The organism is Verrucomicrobiota bacterium (genome assembly GCA_037139415.1).
GTDB lineage: Bacteria > Verrucomicrobiota > Verrucomicrobiia > Limisphaerales > Fontisphaeraceae > JBAXGN01.
The window spans coordinates 1-18,310 of sequence record JBAXGN010000164.1 but is presented as its reverse complement, the minus strand read 5'-3'; the positions used below and the strand labels follow the sequence as shown (position 1 = coordinate 18,310).

Annotated in this window: 11 protein-coding genes; 7 read left to right on the top strand and 4 right to left on the bottom strand. The window is 56.8% G+C overall.

Translation table 11 applies throughout. The annotated features are described in order from the left end of the window. From WCO56_22855 to waaF, 4 genes are all read left to right on the top strand, one after another. Positions 1–348, top strand: a 348-nt coding sequence (locus WCO56_22855; GenBank protein MEI7732429.1) for a hypothetical protein, incomplete at its 5' end; no start/stop codon positions are given. Next, a complete protein-coding gene (locus WCO56_22850; protein MEI7732428.1) occupies positions 330–608 on the top strand; it encodes an acylphosphatase in 279 nt (92 codons plus the stop codon). The genes WCO56_22855 and WCO56_22850, both read left to right, overlap by 19 nt. A gap of 16 nt (positions 609–624) precedes the next feature. After that, positions 625–1,347, top strand: a complete 723-nt coding sequence (locus WCO56_22845; protein MEI7732427.1) for a metallophosphoesterase family protein — start codon at positions 625–627, stop codon at positions 1,345–1,347. A gap of 65 nt (positions 1,348–1,412) precedes the next feature. Next, positions 1,413–2,456 (top strand): lipopolysaccharide heptosyltransferase II, encoded by a 1,044-nt coding sequence (gene waaF / locus WCO56_22840; GenBank protein ID MEI7732426.1) that lies wholly within the window; start codon positions 1,413–1,415, stop codon positions 2,454–2,456. Here the strand turns inward: waaF and WCO56_22835 are convergent. From WCO56_22835 to WCO56_22820, 4 genes are all read right to left on the bottom strand, one after another. After that, the gene (locus WCO56_22835; GenBank protein ID MEI7732425.1) at positions 2,438–3,343 is read right to left on the bottom strand and encodes a hypothetical protein; all 906 of its coding nucleotides are present in this window, start codon (positions 3,341–3,343) and stop codon (positions 2,438–2,440) included. The two genes, waaF and WCO56_22835, sit on opposite strands and share 19 nt — an antisense overlap. 49 nt (positions 3,344–3,392) lie before the next feature. Further along, on the bottom strand, positions 3,393–4,424 hold the full coding sequence (locus WCO56_22830) for a glycosyltransferase (protein ID MEI7732424.1): 1,032 nt from the start codon (positions 4,422–4,424) through the stop codon (positions 3,393–3,395). Between the two features lie 207 nt (positions 4,425–4,631). Further along, complete coding sequence (locus tag WCO56_22825; protein MEI7732423.1) at positions 4,632–13,475, bottom strand: autotransporter-associated beta strand repeat-containing protein; 8,844 nt, start codon at positions 13,473–13,475, stop codon at positions 4,632–4,634. A gap of 423 nt (positions 13,476–13,898) precedes the next feature. Next, positions 13,899–15,353 carry an FAD-dependent oxidoreductase gene (locus WCO56_22820; GenBank protein MEI7732422.1) on the bottom strand — a complete coding sequence of 485 codons (1,455 nt, stop codon included), beginning with the start codon at positions 15,351–15,353 and terminating at the stop codon, positions 13,899–13,901. Between the two features lie 85 nt (positions 15,354–15,438). Between WCO56_22820 and WCO56_22815 the strand changes: the two genes are divergently transcribed. The 3 genes from WCO56_22815 to WCO56_22805 all read left to right on the top strand — a co-directional run bounded on the left by WCO56_22815 (position 15,439) and on the right by WCO56_22805 (position 17,695). Further along, positions 15,439–15,897 carry a hypothetical protein gene (locus tag WCO56_22815; protein MEI7732421.1) on the top strand — a complete coding sequence of 153 codons (459 nt, stop codon included), beginning with the start codon at positions 15,439–15,441 and terminating at the stop codon, positions 15,895–15,897. A 434-nt stretch (positions 15,898–16,331) separates the two neighbouring features. Then, positions 16,332–16,988, top strand: a complete 657-nt coding sequence (locus WCO56_22810; protein ID MEI7732420.1) for an SUMF1/EgtB/PvdO family nonheme iron enzyme — start codon at positions 16,332–16,334, stop codon at positions 16,986–16,988. A gap of 38 nt (positions 16,989–17,026) precedes the next feature. Further along, a complete protein-coding gene (locus WCO56_22805; GenBank protein ID MEI7732419.1) occupies positions 17,027–17,695 on the top strand; it encodes a hypothetical protein in 669 nt (222 codons plus the stop codon). Positions 17,696–18,310: the final 615 nt, after the last annotated feature.

Here is an 18,310-nt window from a genome sequence, read left to right as displayed (position 1 = left end):
TTGCACCCGCTGGCCTGTCAAAGATCGAAGGCTGCACCAGAAAAATGGGGGAAGAGGAACATGGCAAAAATATTTTCGGACAAAAAAATTATGAACGGAAGATGGAAGCCAGATGATAGAAGCTGGGAGTTTGGAGTTATTGGTTGCGGACCATGCCTCATCTTGATAGCGATTTGGAATAAAGTGGTCTGGGCTCCCTCAGCTATGAAATCGGATATCCGCACTGGTTTTGAATCACTTTCCCGCACTTTCCTATTGCACGAATGGCCCGGCTTGTGGCTTGATGTTGCCGTAACAAACGTGAAAGTGACATTATTGAAACGTTTCTCATGCAAAGGAAGCGGGTAAGTGTGTATTATGGCGGGCACGTTCAGGGTGTGGGTTTTCGCTGCGCCGTGAAAGTGCTGACGACTGGTTTTGAAGTTACGGGAACGGTACGAAACTTGCTTGATAGACGCGTAGAATTGGTGGCCGAAGGCACTCGTGAAGAGCTGGATGCCTTTTTGCAAGCAATTCGTGACTCGGAAGTTGGGAGTTTTATCCGGTCCGAAGACACGCGCTGGGAGAGTGCCACTGGCACCTTGCGCGGTTTCCAAATTATTGGTTGAATGGTTGGGTTGAACAATGAAGTACGCGATCATAGCGGATATCCATGCGAACTTGGATGCGTTCCAGGTGGTGTTGGATGATATCCAGGCGCAGAAATGCGACAAAGTTGTCTGCCTTGGCGACGTGGTTGGTTATGGTGCCGAACCCAAGAAGTGCTTGGATATTGTGCGCGCCATGGCTATCCCTTGCATCAAGGGGAACCATGATGAATATTGCTCGGTGGATGAACACACCGAGGGCTTCAACCCGCAAGCGGCGGAAGCCATCCTTTGGACTCGTCTGCAACTGACCCAAGAAGACCGTAACTGGCTGCGGGACCTGAAATACCTGCGGTTAATCGCCAATTTTACCATTGTCCACGCCACGCTGGATGTTCCCCAACGCTGGGGATATGTCTTTGATAAACTGGCTGCCGCCGCCAGTTTTACCTATCAAAACACCAACGTTTGTTTCTTTGGGCATACCCATGTGCCGGTGGCCTTTGTGCGCGACACCATGGTGCGCGGTGGCACCTACTCCAAGTTCAAAATCGAACCCGGCCGCAAGTACTTTGTCAATGTGGGCAGCATCGGGCAGCCGCGCGACGGCAACCCCAAGGCCGCTTACGTGGTGTATGATATGACCGAAGGCACCATTGAATTGCGCCGGTTGGATTATGATATCGCCAGCGCCCAACGCAAGATTCGCGAGGCGGGATTGCCGGAACGTTTGGCCGAACGCCTTGCCTATGGCAAATAAATTGAGGATTTTCACCCTTTACCGGGTGGTTTCCTTAGCGTGATCGAAATCCGGGGGTCTGCTGAGTGAAAATTCTCATTCTTAAACCCAGTTCGCTCGGCGATGTTATTCAAGCCCTGCCGGTCCTCCGGTTAATCAAGCGGCATCTTCCTGATAGTCAGGTGTATTGGTGGTTGGAGAAAGACCTTTTACCCTTACTGGAGGGCGATCCCGACCTTCAAGAGATCATTGTTTTTGATCGCCACGGATTTGCCAAACCACGTAATTGGAAGATGTTATGTCAATCAATCCTAACGTTGCGGCAGCATCATTTCGATTGGGTGATTGACCTCCAGAGCTTGGCGCGAAGTGGTATTTTTGCGTGGTTGAGCAATGGTGGATTGACCATCGGACTCGATGACGCCCGGGAAGGAGCGCGCGGATTCTACGATATTGCGGTTCGCCGGGCTTCTTGGCACACCCATGCGGTGGATTGGTATCTGGCCGTGTTACCACACCTTAAAGTACCTTTCCATAAAGACTTTATATGGCTTCCACCACGTCCTAAAGTGGTGGCGGAATTCCAGCAAAAATGGCATCCGCCCGAGGGTCGGCGTTTTGTATTGGTGCCCGGTGCCCGCTGGAATAATAAACGCTGGCCAGCGGAGAGTTACGCCGAATTGGTCCGCCGGATTAGGATGCGTGAAAATCACGCATTTTTCGTGATTTTAGGCTCCAAGGAGGATCAGGCACTGGGACAGACCATTGCGGCAGTTGCTCCGGAGCATTGTCGCGACCTCACCGGGAAAACCAACTTGGCGGAAATGATCGAATGGATTCGCTGGGGTGAAATCATGGTGACCAATGACACCGGGCCCATGCATGTCGCCGCCGCGCTTGGACGCCCCATTGTCGCCTTGCTGGGTCCTACCGAGCCACGAAGGACCGGTCCTTATGGTCAATTAAACAATGTCCTGCAATCTCACTTGCCGTGTGTCCCATGCATGAAAGGTGAATGTGCCTGGCCGACCACCATGGAGTGCCTTCGTTCCATCCCGCCGGAAGCGGTAGTAAACCAGATTGTTCGCCTGATGCAGCCGACCAACCCGCTTCACCTCAATAACCGGTAAATATCCTGGTTCACGTCCTCATCCAGAATTTGGATGCTGGAAATAAGGTTCAGTTTTTTGTCATTCACTTCCCAAACCACTTTTTTATCACGGGTGATTTCAAACACCTGCGGCTGATTGCGTTCTTTGAGATGGCCAAGCCAGTTCACCACCACCGTATTGCCGTTGGGCAGCCGTTGGATGCCCGCATTAAACGCCAGCTTGTTCCCCGGCACATCCTCCGCCTTGAGTTCCCAGACGATTTTATCCGCCGCATCCACCTCAATAATGCGATGCTCATCGCCGCCGGTAATCAGGGTGTTGCCGTTGGGCAGCCGCACCGCCACATAACGTCCGAGCGGAAACGTGCGAAGCAGTTTGCCGTTTACATCGTACTCGCATGCCTTGCCACCCCCGCGCTGGTAGGTGACCAGATAGGTGCCTTGCGGGGTCTTGCGCACCTGCCGAAACTGGTTGTGCGCGTTACCACCCCCTTGAATTTTGATGGTCTGGTGAATCTTTTTCTCCCGATCCATTTCATAAAGCTGGCTGGAACCGTCATTGTACGATTCTCCGAGTAAAAACCGGCCCTCCGGCAAGGGCTGGCAGGAATGCACTTCCGCGCCAATGGGCGCCAAGTATTCCCAAACGGTGGATTTGTCCGGCTTCAATTCCCGCACCCCTTTTTTGAAAGAGTAAATGATGTTTCCACCGGGCAACATCCAGGCGTCGCTGCATTCATCGCCGGTTTTGTATTCCCATTCGATGGCTCCATCCTTGCCGACAATGGCCACGGATTGACCGCCACAACCGCATTTTAAAAAGCGATGGGCGACCTTCCCGGCGGATTTGGCTTCTTGCGCAAGACCTTGGGACATGGCGGCCAGCATCGCCACCAGTGCGGCCATGATCCACCCATTTAAACGTTGCGCTCTATAAATATTTTTTATGCTCATATTACTGATGAAATAATGGATGATCCACCTGGGCCAGGCCGCACGCCTTGAACCGCTGTCGGCTGCGGGCGCTTTCCTCAAGGAAATGATGACGCACGATCGAAATGCCATGCCGCGCCATTTCTCCCGCGAGGGTGATCCGGCCTTTATTGGTGCCGTAGAAGGCATAAGCCGCCAGTTGCAGCGCATCCTCCAGGGCATATTGTTCTTTGCGGAGGGCAAACGCACGCCGCAGCCACAAGGCATACAACGCCTCGCGCCATTGCATCCACAGTAACCGGGCGGAAACCGAGTAGGCCGCCGCCGCGCTTAACGCGCAAAGCGGGGTCAAGCGCACCTCGGCCCGGCGCATGGCGCTCAGGCTGACTGCGCCGGTCAACGATTGGCTGTGAATACGATAGCGCACGCAAGGTTCGGGATCGAACAGGAGCGGCCGCTCGGTGGCGGCGTGCAGGAACCACAAGGCCCAATCCGGCGAAAACCGCCAGGCCGTCATCGCGTGCCCCAGCACCGAACGGGTCGCCGACATCCGCACGAGCGTGGAATTCTGGTTGATGATGTTATGTTGCAGCAACATGCTCAGCGCCTCCCGGCCTTCCATTAACGGCGGCAGCGGTGGCAGCGGCATGGGATCTTCAAAGACCGTCCCATGCTCATTGATCAATCTGGCGCGCCCATGGAGCAGGCAGGCATCCGAGCTGGCTGCGAGTTGTGTCACGCGTTGCTCCAGGAAGTTCGGTTCCAGAATGTCATCCGCGCCAACCGCGCACCAGTATTCCCCCCGGGCCAATTCCAGCAGCATTCTCCAGCTAAAAGCGAGCCCATGATTTTTCGAGGAGCGATGCAGTTGAATCCGGGGGTCCGACAAAAACGGCGTGATCCCCTTGACGGTATCGTCCGTGGACCCGTCATCCACAATGATGACTTCAAACTCCTTGAAGGTCTGCGCCTGGATTGCAGGAAACAGTTCGCCGAGATAAGCCACGGCGTTATACACAGGAATCAACAGGCTGACCAACGGCATGGGTTTCATGCATTAATAATGTGGCGCGTTTCTAACGCGCCAAGCGAAGAGAGTCAAGGATGGACCGAGATCCAAAAAACCGCCCTGGATAATTTGCAGCACGTGTTTCGCTCTGCGCCGGCGAAGAATTACGGTTTTTCTATGCTGGTGCTCCCGCCTTGGGGGCGAAGGAGTTCCTCTCCCCGAGGGCATGGGCGTCAAATTATACTTTTCAGATTACTGTGCCAGGGCGCTACCGATGCGGTAGAACTTGTACGGGCCGGCCGCCGCCGCGTCCTGCAACACCTGCGGGCCGGTCACATTCGTCACCCCCAGCACAAAGGTCCAAGTGCCGGTGGTCAGGCTCTCCCGCGCCTCCAACCAGTACGCCCGACCCAACTCCGCATTCACCGTCGTCTGGAAGGTTTCCCCACTCACCGTGATCCCCGGGTTTTCCACGACGTATTGCACCGTCACCACCGCCGCCGTGCCAATCACGGACAGCCCGTTCAGGTTCGAGGCGATTACCGTATAGGTGCCCGCATCATTGAGCTTCACCTCCGTCAGGCTCAACGTCGCGGTCGTCTGACCCGCCAACAGGTTCGTCGTATTCACATACCACCGGTACGTCGCCAGGTGGCAGTTGGCCGCCAGCCCAATCGCCGGCAGGCTGAAGTTCGTCCCCTTCATCAAGGTCACGTTGGTGGCCACGACCGCTACCGTGAACGCCGGGGCATTGCTATCCGTCACCCGCACGTACACCGGTCCCGCACTGGCGGTGCCTTGCGCGTTACTGACGATGACGTTGTAGTAGTCGTTGTCATTGGCACAGGACACCGCCGGATTGGTCACCCCGATGGAGGTGCTAACCGCCGCCGCAAAGTTCGAGTTCTTGTACCACAGATAGTACAGCGGGGCGGATCCCGAGGCCGACACCGTAAAGCTCACCGCGTTGCTCACCGCCACCGCGTTGGTTGGTGACGGAGTGATCCCGAGACCAGACGGCGCGGCGGCGTGGTTGGTCACCAACAGGGTGGACGGAGCACTGGTGGCCACACCAGTAATGTTGGTCACCACCAAGGTGTAAATCCCCGCGTTGGAGGTCTGCAGATTCACCAACTCCAGGTAATTCGTGTTGGCGCCGGGGATGAGCGTGTTGACGTTAAAGTACCATTGGTAATGGAGCGCGGTGCCCGTAGCAATCGCCGTGAAAGTGGCGTTGGAGCCCACGCCGGTGATCAGAACATTCGGTTGCGGGTCTTGGGTAATGGCGGCGACGGCCACTACCGCCAAGGAGCCACTGGTGTGCAACTGGCTAGTATCCCAAGTCAGCCCGGTCGTCAGCGATGGCAGATTGAACGTGGCAAAGCTGCCACTGCCGGTTGTGGCATCAAACAGTTTGAACGCATCCCCGGCAATCAGCGGGTCGCCGGTCGCATGGACGGTAAGTGTTCCGCCCAGGGTCAGCGCATTGATGCCTGTCAGGCGATCATTGGCCAGCGTGGCGCCGGCCTTGCGGATTTTCAGCACGGTAAAGCCGCCCAGCGTGGCATTATTATTGATGGTCAGCACACCCAGATTGGTACCCAGGTTGAGCGTGCCGCCACTCTGAAGATTCAGCGCCCCGTTGAGGGTGCCGTAACCGCTCAAGGTGCCACCACCGACCACGACCGCATTCGTGCCGAGGAGTCCGCTAACTACCAGCGTACCATTGCTCACAATCGTGAGACCAGTGTAGGTATTGGTGCCATCCAGGATGAGCGTTCCGGTGCCAGTCTTGATCACCACCCCGCCGCCGTTGACTTCGCCCACATTGCGAAGCGTGCCGCTGAGGAACTGGTTGGTGGTGATCGGACTGGTCGCACTGCCGATGACGCCATTCGTGGTACGCCCGGCCGGCCGCAGGTCCAGCGTCGCGCCATTGAGAATCAAAGCGGCATTCGCGGTATTGCTGGCCGAGCCTTTCAGGATATCTCCCCCCATGCTGACCGATCCGCCGTTGAGGGTTAACGTTCCATAAGCACTGCCGACACTGGTCAGCGCAGCCAGGGTGACGTTGGAATTCACAGTGAGAGTGCCCTGTCCCACTGAGAGCGTGCCGATGGCATAGGACGTGGCGCCCGTGGCTGCGGACAAGCTGCCCAAGAGGATGCTGTTCACATTGATGCTATTGGCGGCATTGCTGCTGAGGATCATGGAGGCGGACTCGCAACCGGCCAAGCCGAGGGATTTGGAGCCCACCAGGAGCGTGTTCAGGCTGGCTTCAAAAATGCCGCCGCTGAGATCCACCACGTTGGTGGGCGTGGCAGAGGTATCAATGGCGTTATTCCCAATGGTGAGATCCGTGCGGTTGGTGCCATTGTTCAGGATCAGGGTGCCCCCGGTATTCAACGTTATCCGGACGGAACTCTTCAAACTGCCCACCACCATTTTGGGTGTGGTAACCAGGTTGCTGCCGCTCCCGAACGTCACCACGTTGACCAGCGTATTATTAAACCCACCGCCACCTGTGACATGCCCGATGGTAATATTGGTGGCGGTAATGTTGTTATTGGTCGCCAGCAGCAAACTGCCACTTGCTGCCTGAACGGTGTTCACATCGGTATTGTAACCGACCCATAACTTTCCAACATTGGCCACCAAGCTGCCGGCGGCGGAGAGATCCATGTATGCACGCGCTCCGTTGGTATTGATGGTGCGATAGCCCACAATTAAGTCATTCGTGGAGCCGAAACCCACCGACATGGTGCTGCCGCCGAGGACACTATTCGTGCTATTAGCCGTATTTTGGCCGACAATCAGCGTACCAGCCGTTAGGCTACCGCCCCCGGTGACTTCCAAGGTGGCCCCGTTCACCGCCGCATTGACGCTGAGCAACGCCCCGCCTGTATCCACCAGCAGGGTGCCATTGGTGGCAGTGAGATTGCCGCTAAGGGAACTGCCGTTGCCAACGGTCAGCGTGCCACCGTTGAGCGCGACACCGCCGGCATACGTGTTCGTGGTGGCCAGCAACGTGAGTCGGTTTGTGCCCGTTTTGTACAGCGCACCCACCGAGCTGATGCCACCACCCGTCCAAGTGTAATTCAGATTGGTGTTGATCACAGCGATACTTTTCGGGGTCAACAATCCTTGCAGCAGCACATTGCCGTTGGTAGATGTATCATCAAATTGGATCGCATCATTGCTCTGGAAGACATCGCCCAGCATCGTGCCTATGTTTAGCCAGTTCGCGGTCACTCCCAAGTCCCAATTATTTCCATTGGTCCCCTGCCAAAACATGAGGGAGCGAACGCCGGTCAGGGTCATGACCACTTCATAGGGACCACTGCCGCTCACGGAGAAGGCGATCCCCTGGCAAAGGTTCGAGAGCCCCGGAGTGGTCACAAACGAAGTGGGCACATCGCCGGTAATCGAGCTGATGTTGCTGATGATCGTGTAGGTGCCGCCGCCCGGGACGCCGTTAAGATAATTAGGCAGGATGGTTACGGTTCCATTCAAGGTCAACGCGCTGCCCGCGAGGTTGATCAGATCGTTGTTGGTGATAGCCGTATTGCTGGCCAGGTCGAAAGCAATATTCGCTCCATTCTCCAGTATCAGGCCATTGGAAAGCGTCAGGGTGCCCTTGCTGCCCAGGTCGTTACCCGGAGTCAACGCGGCCCCGGGCAAAACGTCCACCAGACCGCCAACCGAGCCGTTGCCGCCCAGCGCGCCAGCGGCCACCGTCGCGGCCCCGGGTATGCTGCCCTGGACCAGCAGGGTGCCATTGCTGACGGCGGTAATCCCCGTGTACTCGTTGGTGCTGTTCAGCGTCAGAGTGTTGGTGCCCAGTTTGGTCAGGGCCAAAGCGCCACCCAGCTTGCCGGCATAGGTATTGGCGGTGTTATTGCTCACCGTCAGAGTGGATAGGGTGGCCGAACTATTGGTCACCCAGATCGGAATCGTGGTCCCCTGATTGGTCAAGCCAGCCACCTGCTGATTGTAACCGGCAAGGTCCAGAATACCGCTCACCTGGTTCGCCCCATTGCCAATGGAAAGCACCGCCTCGACTGGCAACCGGTTATCCCCGCCACCAAGACGCGTGGTGCCAACATACGCCATGGACCACCCCTTGTAGGTGCTGGCGTTGGTGACGATCACCACGCCGTTGGTATCGGCATTGCGCACCATCAGGCTGTAGATATTCGTCCCGGAATCAATCACACCGCCCAGCGTCAACGTGCCGCCGGCCAGCGTGCCAACGCGCGCCTGATCAGCGCCCAAAGTGATGGGGCCATTCCAAGCACACGCGGCATTGGTGTTGGCCTGCAAGGCGCCAAAGGACGCATAAGTGGGCCCCAGCAAGCTGGCTGACGCATTGATGACCACACCGTCGTTCAGCTTGATAGCACCGTTATTGGTGATAAATGCACTGGTGCTAACCCCCATAGCACCCGAATTGGTCACCAGCAAAGTGCCCGCACCCACCAGGGTGGAACCGCCGTAAGTATTGATGCCAGCCAGCGTGATCGTATTGCCGGCCAGTTTCGACAACGCGCCGCTGCCGCTGATGTTATTAGTTAACACCCCATCCGCCGCCTGATTGATGGAGAGCACGCCGTTGTTCACAATGTCATTGCGCACGCTCGCCGTCGTTATTTCCAGGGTTCCGGAGGCATTCGTCGTCGGGCCCGTGTACGTATTGGTCGCTCCCAGCACCAGCTTGTTATTCGCCACCTTGGTCAGACTGCCCGCTCCCTGGATCACCGAGTTGATGGTCAGATCATCGCTGCGGTTATAAATCAGCATGCCGTTGTCGGTGATGCTGCCGGGTAAGCTGCCGGCCGGGCCGCCGTTGCCGACCTGAAGGGTGCCGCCATTGATCACGGTGGCACCGGTGTAATCATTGGTAAGGCTGTTGGCGACAATGAGGGTCCCCGGACTATTTTTAGTCAGGCCGGAGGTGCCGCTTAACTTGCCGCTGCCCGACCAGAGATAGGTGAGATTGGTGTTATTCACCACCACCGAGGCGGGTTGCAGCACAGTCGTTAAACTGGCATTGCCATTCACTGCCGTATCATCGAACACCACCGCATCCCCCGGGGCAAAAACATCCGGATTCGAGGAGCCCGTGTTAAGCCAGTTGGTGGTCACGAGCAAATCCCAGTTATTACCATGGTTGCCCTGCCACACCAGCGATTGATTGGCGCCGCTGATGGTGAGATACACGTTGTACGGCCCGACCCCGGTGTTGGTGGAGAAGGTGACGCTGCGGCAGGCACTGGCAAAACCCGCGCCCGGCACCAGCAAGGTGGGGACATCGCCAGAAATGGAGGCGGCATTGCTGATAATGGTGTACGTGCCATTGGTCAGGTAGCCGTTGATCAGATTCGGCAGCACGGTGACGGTGCCACCTAAAACCAGCGGGTTGCCAGCCAGGTTGACCAAGTCGTTCGTGGTGGTACCAGTACTATTGGCCAGATCCAAATACAGGCTGCTGCCGCCATTCAGCGTCAGCGTATTTGACACCGTCAGCGTGCCGGGATTGCCCAATCCGTTGCCAGGCGTCACCCCGGCACCCGATTGGACCGTGACCGTTCCAACGATTTTACCGGTGCCGCCGAGGGCACCACCCGCCACGGAGACCGCGCCGGTCGCACTGCCGTTCATCAACAAGGTGCCGGCATTGACAACGGTACCACCGCTATAGGTGCTCGTGCCGGTGAGGGTCTGACTGCCGCTACCGTTTTTGACGAAGGCAATGGCGCCGATCACTGCGGCGCGAGTGGTGCTGGGTGCGGTCACATCGTTACTAACCGTCAGGGTGCATAAGGTGCCGGCGCTATTGGTGACCAGCATCGGCATCGTGGTTCCCACGGAACCCATCCCGTACACTTGTTGATTGAAGCCGGCCAGATCCAGCGTCGCGTTACCGGTATTGGCAGCGTTGCCGAATACCGCGGGCGAGCCAGTAGGCAGGCGATTATCGCCACCCGCCAGTTTTGTCCAGCCGACTACCATATAGGATCCTCCTTTGTAAGTATTGGTGCCCTTGAGGATGACCTGCCCGTTATTGTCCGCATGGCGGACGGCCAATCCATAGATATTGGTTCCCGAATCAATCGGGCCGCTCAGGGTGAGCGCGGAGCCCGTGACGCCGCCCACCCGCGTTTGGTCCACTCCCAGGGTGATGGGGCCATCCCAGATATTGGTGCCGCCCGCCTGTAACGCCCCCTGGTTATCGCCACTGCCCGTGATGCTGATGGCCTTATTGGAGACATTGACAAAACCCATGAGTTTCAAGAAGGCGTTGTTGCTGACGATGATGCTGGTGGAATTACCCAGCGCCTGCACATTGGTGATGGACACGCCGCTGGTGCCGCCACCGGTGCTGATATAGGTCGGGCCGGAATAGCTGTTGCTGCCGTAGAGGTTCAGGCTGTTGCTCGTCAACTTGGTGAGTGAACCGGAGCCGCTGACATTGTTGGTGAACGTTCCCGCCGCCGCCGGGGTGAGGATGAGCGCCCCGTTGTCCAAAACATCACCCAGCAAGTGGTTGAGACCAGCTATGAGGCGTCCGCCATTAATAAACGTCCCTCCCATATAGTCGTTGGCACCCGTATTGGTCAGGATCAAAGTTCCAGAACCATTTTTGTTCAAGGCCATCGGTCCACTGAGCTTGCCGCTGCCCGAGAATATGTAACTCAGGTTGGTATTATTGACCGTGAGCGCCGTCGGTCCGAGCGAGGTCGTCAGGGTCACGGAGCCATTCGTCGGGTTGTCATTAAACACCACGGAATCGCCGGGCACGAACCCATCGGCGGCGGATGAAGCGGTGTTGAACCAGTTAGTGGTCTGCTTGAGATCCCAGGCGGGACCATTGGTCCCCAGCCAGACGAGGGATTGGTGGCGGACCGTAATGTTCATCAGCACCACTCCGGGCTGGGAGAGATCGAAGGTGACGCTCTGGCAAAGGTTCGAGAAGGCCGGGGGGGTGGCTACCGAGCCACTGCCCTGTACGGTGCCAGTGAAGCCCCGGATCAGGATGTACGTGCCATTGGCAGGATAACTGAGCATGTTGGGCAGCACCAGGAGGGTTCCGTTCAGCGTCAGGGTCCCGCCCGTCATGAGTACCAAGTCGTTGGCCGCCTCGTTGGTCACATAGCCGAAGTCGTAATTCAACGCGCTATCGGTCAGGGTCAGGTTGTTGCTGAAAGTCAGAGTACCGACCGCGCCAGTCGCGCCCGGAGTGAGAGAGGAACCGGCGCGCGTGCTGACATTGCCGACCACCGAGCCAATGCCCGCAAGCATCTGGCCATTCAGGGTAAACCCGCTGACGGCGCTCACATCCAGAATGTTGGTGGCGACCTGGAGGGTAATGCTGGGGGTATTGGAGATCGAGCCGGTAGCCGCCAACACCAGTTTACCGCCGGTGAGCAGGGTGGTACCGGTATAGGTGTTAGTACCCGCAAGCACCATGGTACCACCATGCGGTTCCACCACCCCGGTGCCTGAGATGCTTCCCGCGAGAGTAGCCGTCCCCGCAAGCCCAGAGGTCGTCACCACTTTGCCACCAATGTTGTTGATATTCCCCGCATACGTACCAGGTGAATTGGCAACGAACTGCCCGGCATACACGGTGGAGTCACCCGGCAAACCGCCAGTATAGAAAAAGAAGTTTCCGTTGCTCAGAATGGTGCCGCCGGTGTAGGTATTGGTGTTATTGAAGCTAACTTGGTTGCTGACATTTACGCTCACTTGTCCCGGCCCAGCAATGACACCTCCGGCAAAGACGTAATTACTGGCACCCACCACAGTCATACGGCTGGGGGCATTGGTACCAGTCACCGACACAGACAGATACGTCGTCCCATTGGTGAAGGTCACGCTATCTCCGTTGCCGAACGGCAGGCGCAGTGCGAGATTGGTTGAAGGGGCCCAGTTCGTCGCACCGGAATCCCAAGTGCTCGGGTTGCCGGCTGCACCGCCGCGCCAGACCAGATCCAAGTTGCAATTCGTAACGGTCAGCAGGGCCGCCATGCCCGGGGTAAGGCCCACAACGTTGGACACGACCACCGAGTAATAACCGCGCGAAGCCGCCGTGACTCCCGGCAGCGTCAACATGCTGTTGGTTGCGCCGCCGATGGCCGCGCCGTTGAAATACCATTGATAGCTCAGCGGGCTATTGTTGGCGGTGACGCTGAAGTTTGCGGTATCGCCGCAACCTACGGTTTGGGCCTGTGCATCGCTGGTGATGACTGAAAAGCCGCCGCTGTTTAAATTGGTGGTGCCGGTGACTTCATAATACGCCACCACTGGATCACCGCCGCCATCACTGAAGCGGATGGCGTCAATTGCCGAATTTCCATTGGCCGCCACACCCACAATAAACAGGTTAGCACCGATATCCCGTGTCACCTCTGAGAATAGCGGACTTGGCAGATTGGTTAATTGAGTGGGGTCAATCCAGACTTCGATCCGATCCAAATTGCCGGCGGCTTGGAAGGTGATGCGGCCCAGGATCAAATGTGAACCAGATACAACGTTGTTACTCGGTGTAAAATTAAAACTGGCTACGCTATTATTTGCACTGTTATAACCATATCCTACCACAAACGAGTTGCTCATGATGCCAATATTATACTGACTGGAGGGATTATAATTTAATGTGCCACCGGTGCCGTTATTTGCGGAGTTAACGTGAATATAAGACTGCGAAGTGGCGGAATTGGTCATCAGGGTTGAGAACCAGACCGTGCCGGTCAAAGGCACCGAATTGGAGCGTACCCCACCGCGCATGGAGGCACCTATGGGTGTGGAGGTATAAAACATGCCACTCGCACTTTCCTGGGTGATGTTATAGCCTCCGTTGGTATAGGCGATGCTGGCAGAGGTGTTGATTTTCGTCTGGCTGGAACCAGATATCCAAGGCATCGCCCATCCAGTGCCACCCGCCACGTTGGTGCTATTCATGGCGGTGTTCGTAGTCTTAAAATCATCCGTCAAGATCGTGGCGTGCGATTTCGTTAACGATAACATCACAAAGGTGACCGCAATCACCATCCATAACATTCGTTTCAGACAGTTTAAATGAAGCGGCTTCATAAGATTTCCTCTCCCGAAAGCGTTTTTTGCTAATGGTTGCATAAAATGGTCGTCGTGCCGTTATGGTCTAATGCCACAATCTTTCCCAATTCGTTGGGGATGTCAAATTTTATAGACGGTCAAACTGGACGGGAGGTTACCAGGAAACCCAAAAAAACACCCTCTGGCCATCGAATTACACCGCTTCCTCACCCAGACTCAACGAACCCGATGCCCCGATCACCAAGAAACTTACGAACATGGAACTTCATTGTTTATCTCCCGTTTTTGGATTTCTGAGTTTATCTTCAAACAACGCGAAGGGTTTATTCTGATCCTTGGGCGGAATGCCCGGGACCGTGCGCTTGGTGGAGTCGCGTTTTTGAATGAATTTGATTCAAGGTGGGACGCATTGAGCTGTTCGGTTCCATGCGCCCACCAATGTCAGGTTCGTTGCCAGAGTTTCGCCAGTTGTTCCGCCCCTTCGCGCCATTCCACTTCATGCGGCAGGCGTTTGCTTTTGGCGGCAATCGCCGCCACGACACCCGCAGCTTCACCCATCGCCACGGAATTTCCGGTCACGCGATAGCTGGCGTGGGCAATGAAATCGCCACTGATGCACCGGCCCGCCATCATCAGGCCGTCCACATCCTTCGCAATGAGTGCGCGCAAGGGAATATCATAGGGTTTCGTTTTGAAGCCGCCGTGCGAAATTGTTTCGTTCCGGTTTTTCTCCCGGCTCTCCGCGTGAATATCCACGCCGAAGGTCGCGCGTGTGACGGCATCGGGTTGCCGGACACCCGCGAGCAAATCCGCCTTGGTAACCGTGTAGCGCCCATGAATCCGCCGCCCGTCGCGCACGCCAATCTGCTCCGCCGTGGCGGCGACTTGCAGCCCCTCCCACACGCCGCCGAGTGAACGAAGCGCCCGGACCACGCGATGGATTTCCGCCCGTGACCGGACGGTGGCTTCCGTGATTTTCGCGCTATCGTTGGCCAGAATGTTGTACTCATGATTGAGCATCAACATGACGAGGTTATCGCGCACAGGAAAAATGGTCGGGTGCCCATAAGAGGTCTCGACGCCGGCGCGCTTCAGCTCGCCCTTAAAGGCTTCCACGCAAGCGAGATGTCCGCCCGGCCCGGTGAATTCATCGGTGCCGTTGAAGGAAATATATTTCCCGATCGCCTGGACATCCTTTACCACGGCTAGCGCATTCATGGTCAGGGGCTGGCACGGACAATCCTTCGCCTGGCCGATGTCCCACTCGCAACCTGCCTGCGCACCGAGATCGCCGTCGCCCGTCGCGTCAATAAACACCGGTGCCGCCCACGCCTCACGGCCTGATTTTGATTCGGTGACGATGGTGGTGAGACGTTGCCCTTCGCGGTAAGCGGCCGCCACGCGCGTGTGAAGCTGAAACTTCACGCCGGACTCCACGCACAGGTCCTCCATCAACAGCTTCATCGCCTCCGGCTCATAGACAAAGCGGCTGGGATTTTTACTACGCCGCGCGTCCCGTTCATCCAGTTTCTTCACCAGTTCACGGGTGAGGCCGGGCTTGTCGAAGTCGAAGATGTACGTGAGCAGCCCTGCCGTCCAGACGCCGCCGAGACAGCCGTGCACCTCGAACAGCCGCGTGCGCGCTCCCGCCCGGGCGGCGGCGATGGCTGCCGCGCAGCCGGCCGGGCCCGCGCCGCAAACAACCACGTCCGCATCCGCGCGCAAAGGCAGCTCGCGCGCCGCTTCGAGATAGCCGCCCGGTCGGTTGGCGGCAGGCGCGTCCGCCGCCTGCGTCAACGGCGGCATCGTCGCCACACCGGCCACGCCGGTCAGCGCCGTACGGAAGAACGAACGACGATTGAAATCGTACGCGCTCTGCGAAGTCACGGTTTTCATTTATATTTTCGTTTCCACAAATTTAGCCTCCCCTCAGCATACACTCGGTTTTTTAGGCGGTCACTTCATTTTGCGTTTGGCGGTCTTGCCACGATTACATAATGCCAAGGGCCGGGAAGCCTTCGAACAGCGGATGGAGGCGCGGCGCAAGCAAGCAGATGACGGCGCGGAATGGGGCCCGGTGCGGCACGGATGGTGTTTGGGCAGCGAGGAGTTTCGGCAGCAGGTGCTGGCCCGGATCACGGGGCAGGTGGGGGAACATCATGCGGGCGGCCTCCGGAGCGAGGCGGCGGAGCACCAGGCCGAGAAAATCATTGCCAAGGAATTGAAGCGTTTGAAATGGAAGGAAGCGGACTTGGAGCGTCGCCATAAGAGTGATCCGGCGAAGCTGGCCTTGGCGGTGCGCTTGCGCAGGGAGACGACCCTGACGATAAAATGGATCGCCGCCAGGTTGCATCTGGGGCACGTGCAGCGGGCACGGGTCCGAATGCAGGCGTTGGCCAAAGCCAAACCCAAGGTTCCCAACAAAACCAACAGGGGATAGGGCTGCCTCAGGCTCGGTTTGGTTCAAGCTGGAAGCGGCGGTTCGGGTGTTCCCATGGCAGCGGAATTACCCACAAGAAAGTGAATCCGTTAAGCCGATTCCCTCAGCCGGATAATGCAATCCTCTCCCCGAGGGAGAGGAAACAGGTGAGGGGGTACGGCACCACAGACCTTGCCCACCTCGAATTATTTGTCGCACCAACGCGCTTGATGCAGCCCTGGTTCATCCGGCTGGTTCATCCGACTTGCCTTTTAACCATGACGCTGGTAGTTTACCATATCATGAAAGCACGGCTCCCAGTTTGGCGGAATATCTTCTGGTCAATCGTGTTGGCTGCCATCCTCATTTGGACAAGCGGGTGCGCAAGGTCCCAACTCTGGACGACTGCCAGAACTCAATTGCAACCGGGCGAACACCGCACCAACAGCCTTGGCATGCCATTCGTGATGGTGCCGGGTACCAAGGTTCTGTTTTGTATCTGGGACGTGCGGGTGCAGGATTACGGGCATTATTCCAATCCCCGCATAGATTGGAATCGAATGCAGCCTTTCATGAATGATAAAGATATGATCCATCCGGTGGCGTATGTTAGTTGGCACGATGCCAAAGCATTTTGCGCATGGTTGAGCCAAAAAGAGCGAGCCGAAGGGAGACTGGGAGCCGGGCTGGAGTATCGGTTGCCGACGGATGCGGAATGGAGCTATGCGGTGGGGATTGGGGATCAGGAAGGCGACGGCACGCCAAGCGATAAGAACGGAAAACTTCAAGATGTCTATCCGTGGGGCAACCATTGGCCGCCGCCAAAGGACGTGGTGAACTACGATCAATCACTGCATGTGGATACCTATCCGGGGACCTCACCAGTAGGGAGCTTTAAACCGAATCAGTTTGGATTGTATGACATGGGCGGAAACGTATGGCAATGGTGCGAGGATTGGTTTGATGCCAAACAACAATACCGGGTGTTGCGGGGTGGATCTTGGGGTGGTTATTATTCCAGGGATTTACTCGCCTCTTTCCGCAATAGCAGCCTGCCCAACGCTAAGCGCAGCAACTGCGGTTTTCGCGTAGTAGTGGCTCCGACGCGTTAATGGCCGAGCCGTTCACTCTATATTTTGTCAAATTCATTATGAAAACGAAGATAGTCATTGGGTTCGTTTTCGTGATCTCCTTTGCCGTGGCTTGTCAGGTTGTCCGTCCACACGATCCGCTGCTTCATGGGAAACCGGAAATTGCAACTGCCGGCTCTGATCCGCAGTCCGTATTAGCGATGCTTCCAAGTGAAGAAGCATTGGGGCCTGCGTGGAAGCGGGAGATCGGTCTGCTATTCGACCCGCTCAGCCAACCTTCCGAGATTTTGCATACTGCCTCGCCATTCCCGGACTCGTTCAAGAAGGAAATCCGTGCTACGGTGGAAGGCCCGGAGCACGCGGTCAGCGGCTGGAGCAATACTCACTTCACCTTTCAGAACACAAACAGGTCATGCCTTTACGAGGTTCAAATAGAACGTTACCGGAACAAAGAGCAACTGAGGGCGGGCTTTGAGCAGTTGCTGACTTTTGCGTCCTATCAGTATCGAAAGGCTCCAGTTAACGATCTTGGAGATGCCGCTGTCTTTTACCAGGCTACAAATAGCACCGGTGCCACGCTGTGGTTTCGCAGGGGAAACTTTAAGGTGCGGATCGCCGCGATGAATGACACCACCCATTGGGAGCAGGACAGCAACCTACAGCATCTGGCCAAAACCCTTGATCAGCGAATCCTCCGTGGTGCCGATAAACCCGAAAAAGTCCCATAATCAGGAGGGGAGCGAAATAGGCCGTGAATGGGTGCCAGAGATTACTTTAACGCCCGCCATTAAAGTCGAAAATCCTCATTTTTTGACGTTTTTGGATGGTTTTCGAGGTCCACTTCGTAACGCAGGCAGCGGACTTCCGAGCTTTGGAAGTCCGCTGGCTGGTTTTGGAGGTCGAGCCCCGGTTTTTCGCGGTGCGCCGCCCGAGTTTGCGGCGGGGTTAGGGCCGGAAACGAAAATGGGGTTCGCCTATGACCAAGCACAGTCTGAAGTTCGCGCCGTCACCGATTTTGGAGTGCGTGCGGCAAGGCGGGGGTGCAGGGGCCACGACGCCGCTTTGGATGAATGTCCTAACGCTCTTATTGTTGTCCAAACAAGTCCTGAACTCGTGGCGCTAGGCGATGGCGGTTGAAGAATCATGGCTGGCGCGTTGAAATCCAAAGTGGTGTCGCCTGCCGCCCCTTTTTCCCCGGCAGTTGCCACCGCACTCCAAAATTTTCCCCGGCACCCTTGCCGCAACCACCTTCAGGGTTGCCCAGTCACGTGGGGCGGTGAACCCAAGGTCAGAACACCGCATCTGCCAGATTTAGCTTGATACCAATTTGAACACCAGGCGCA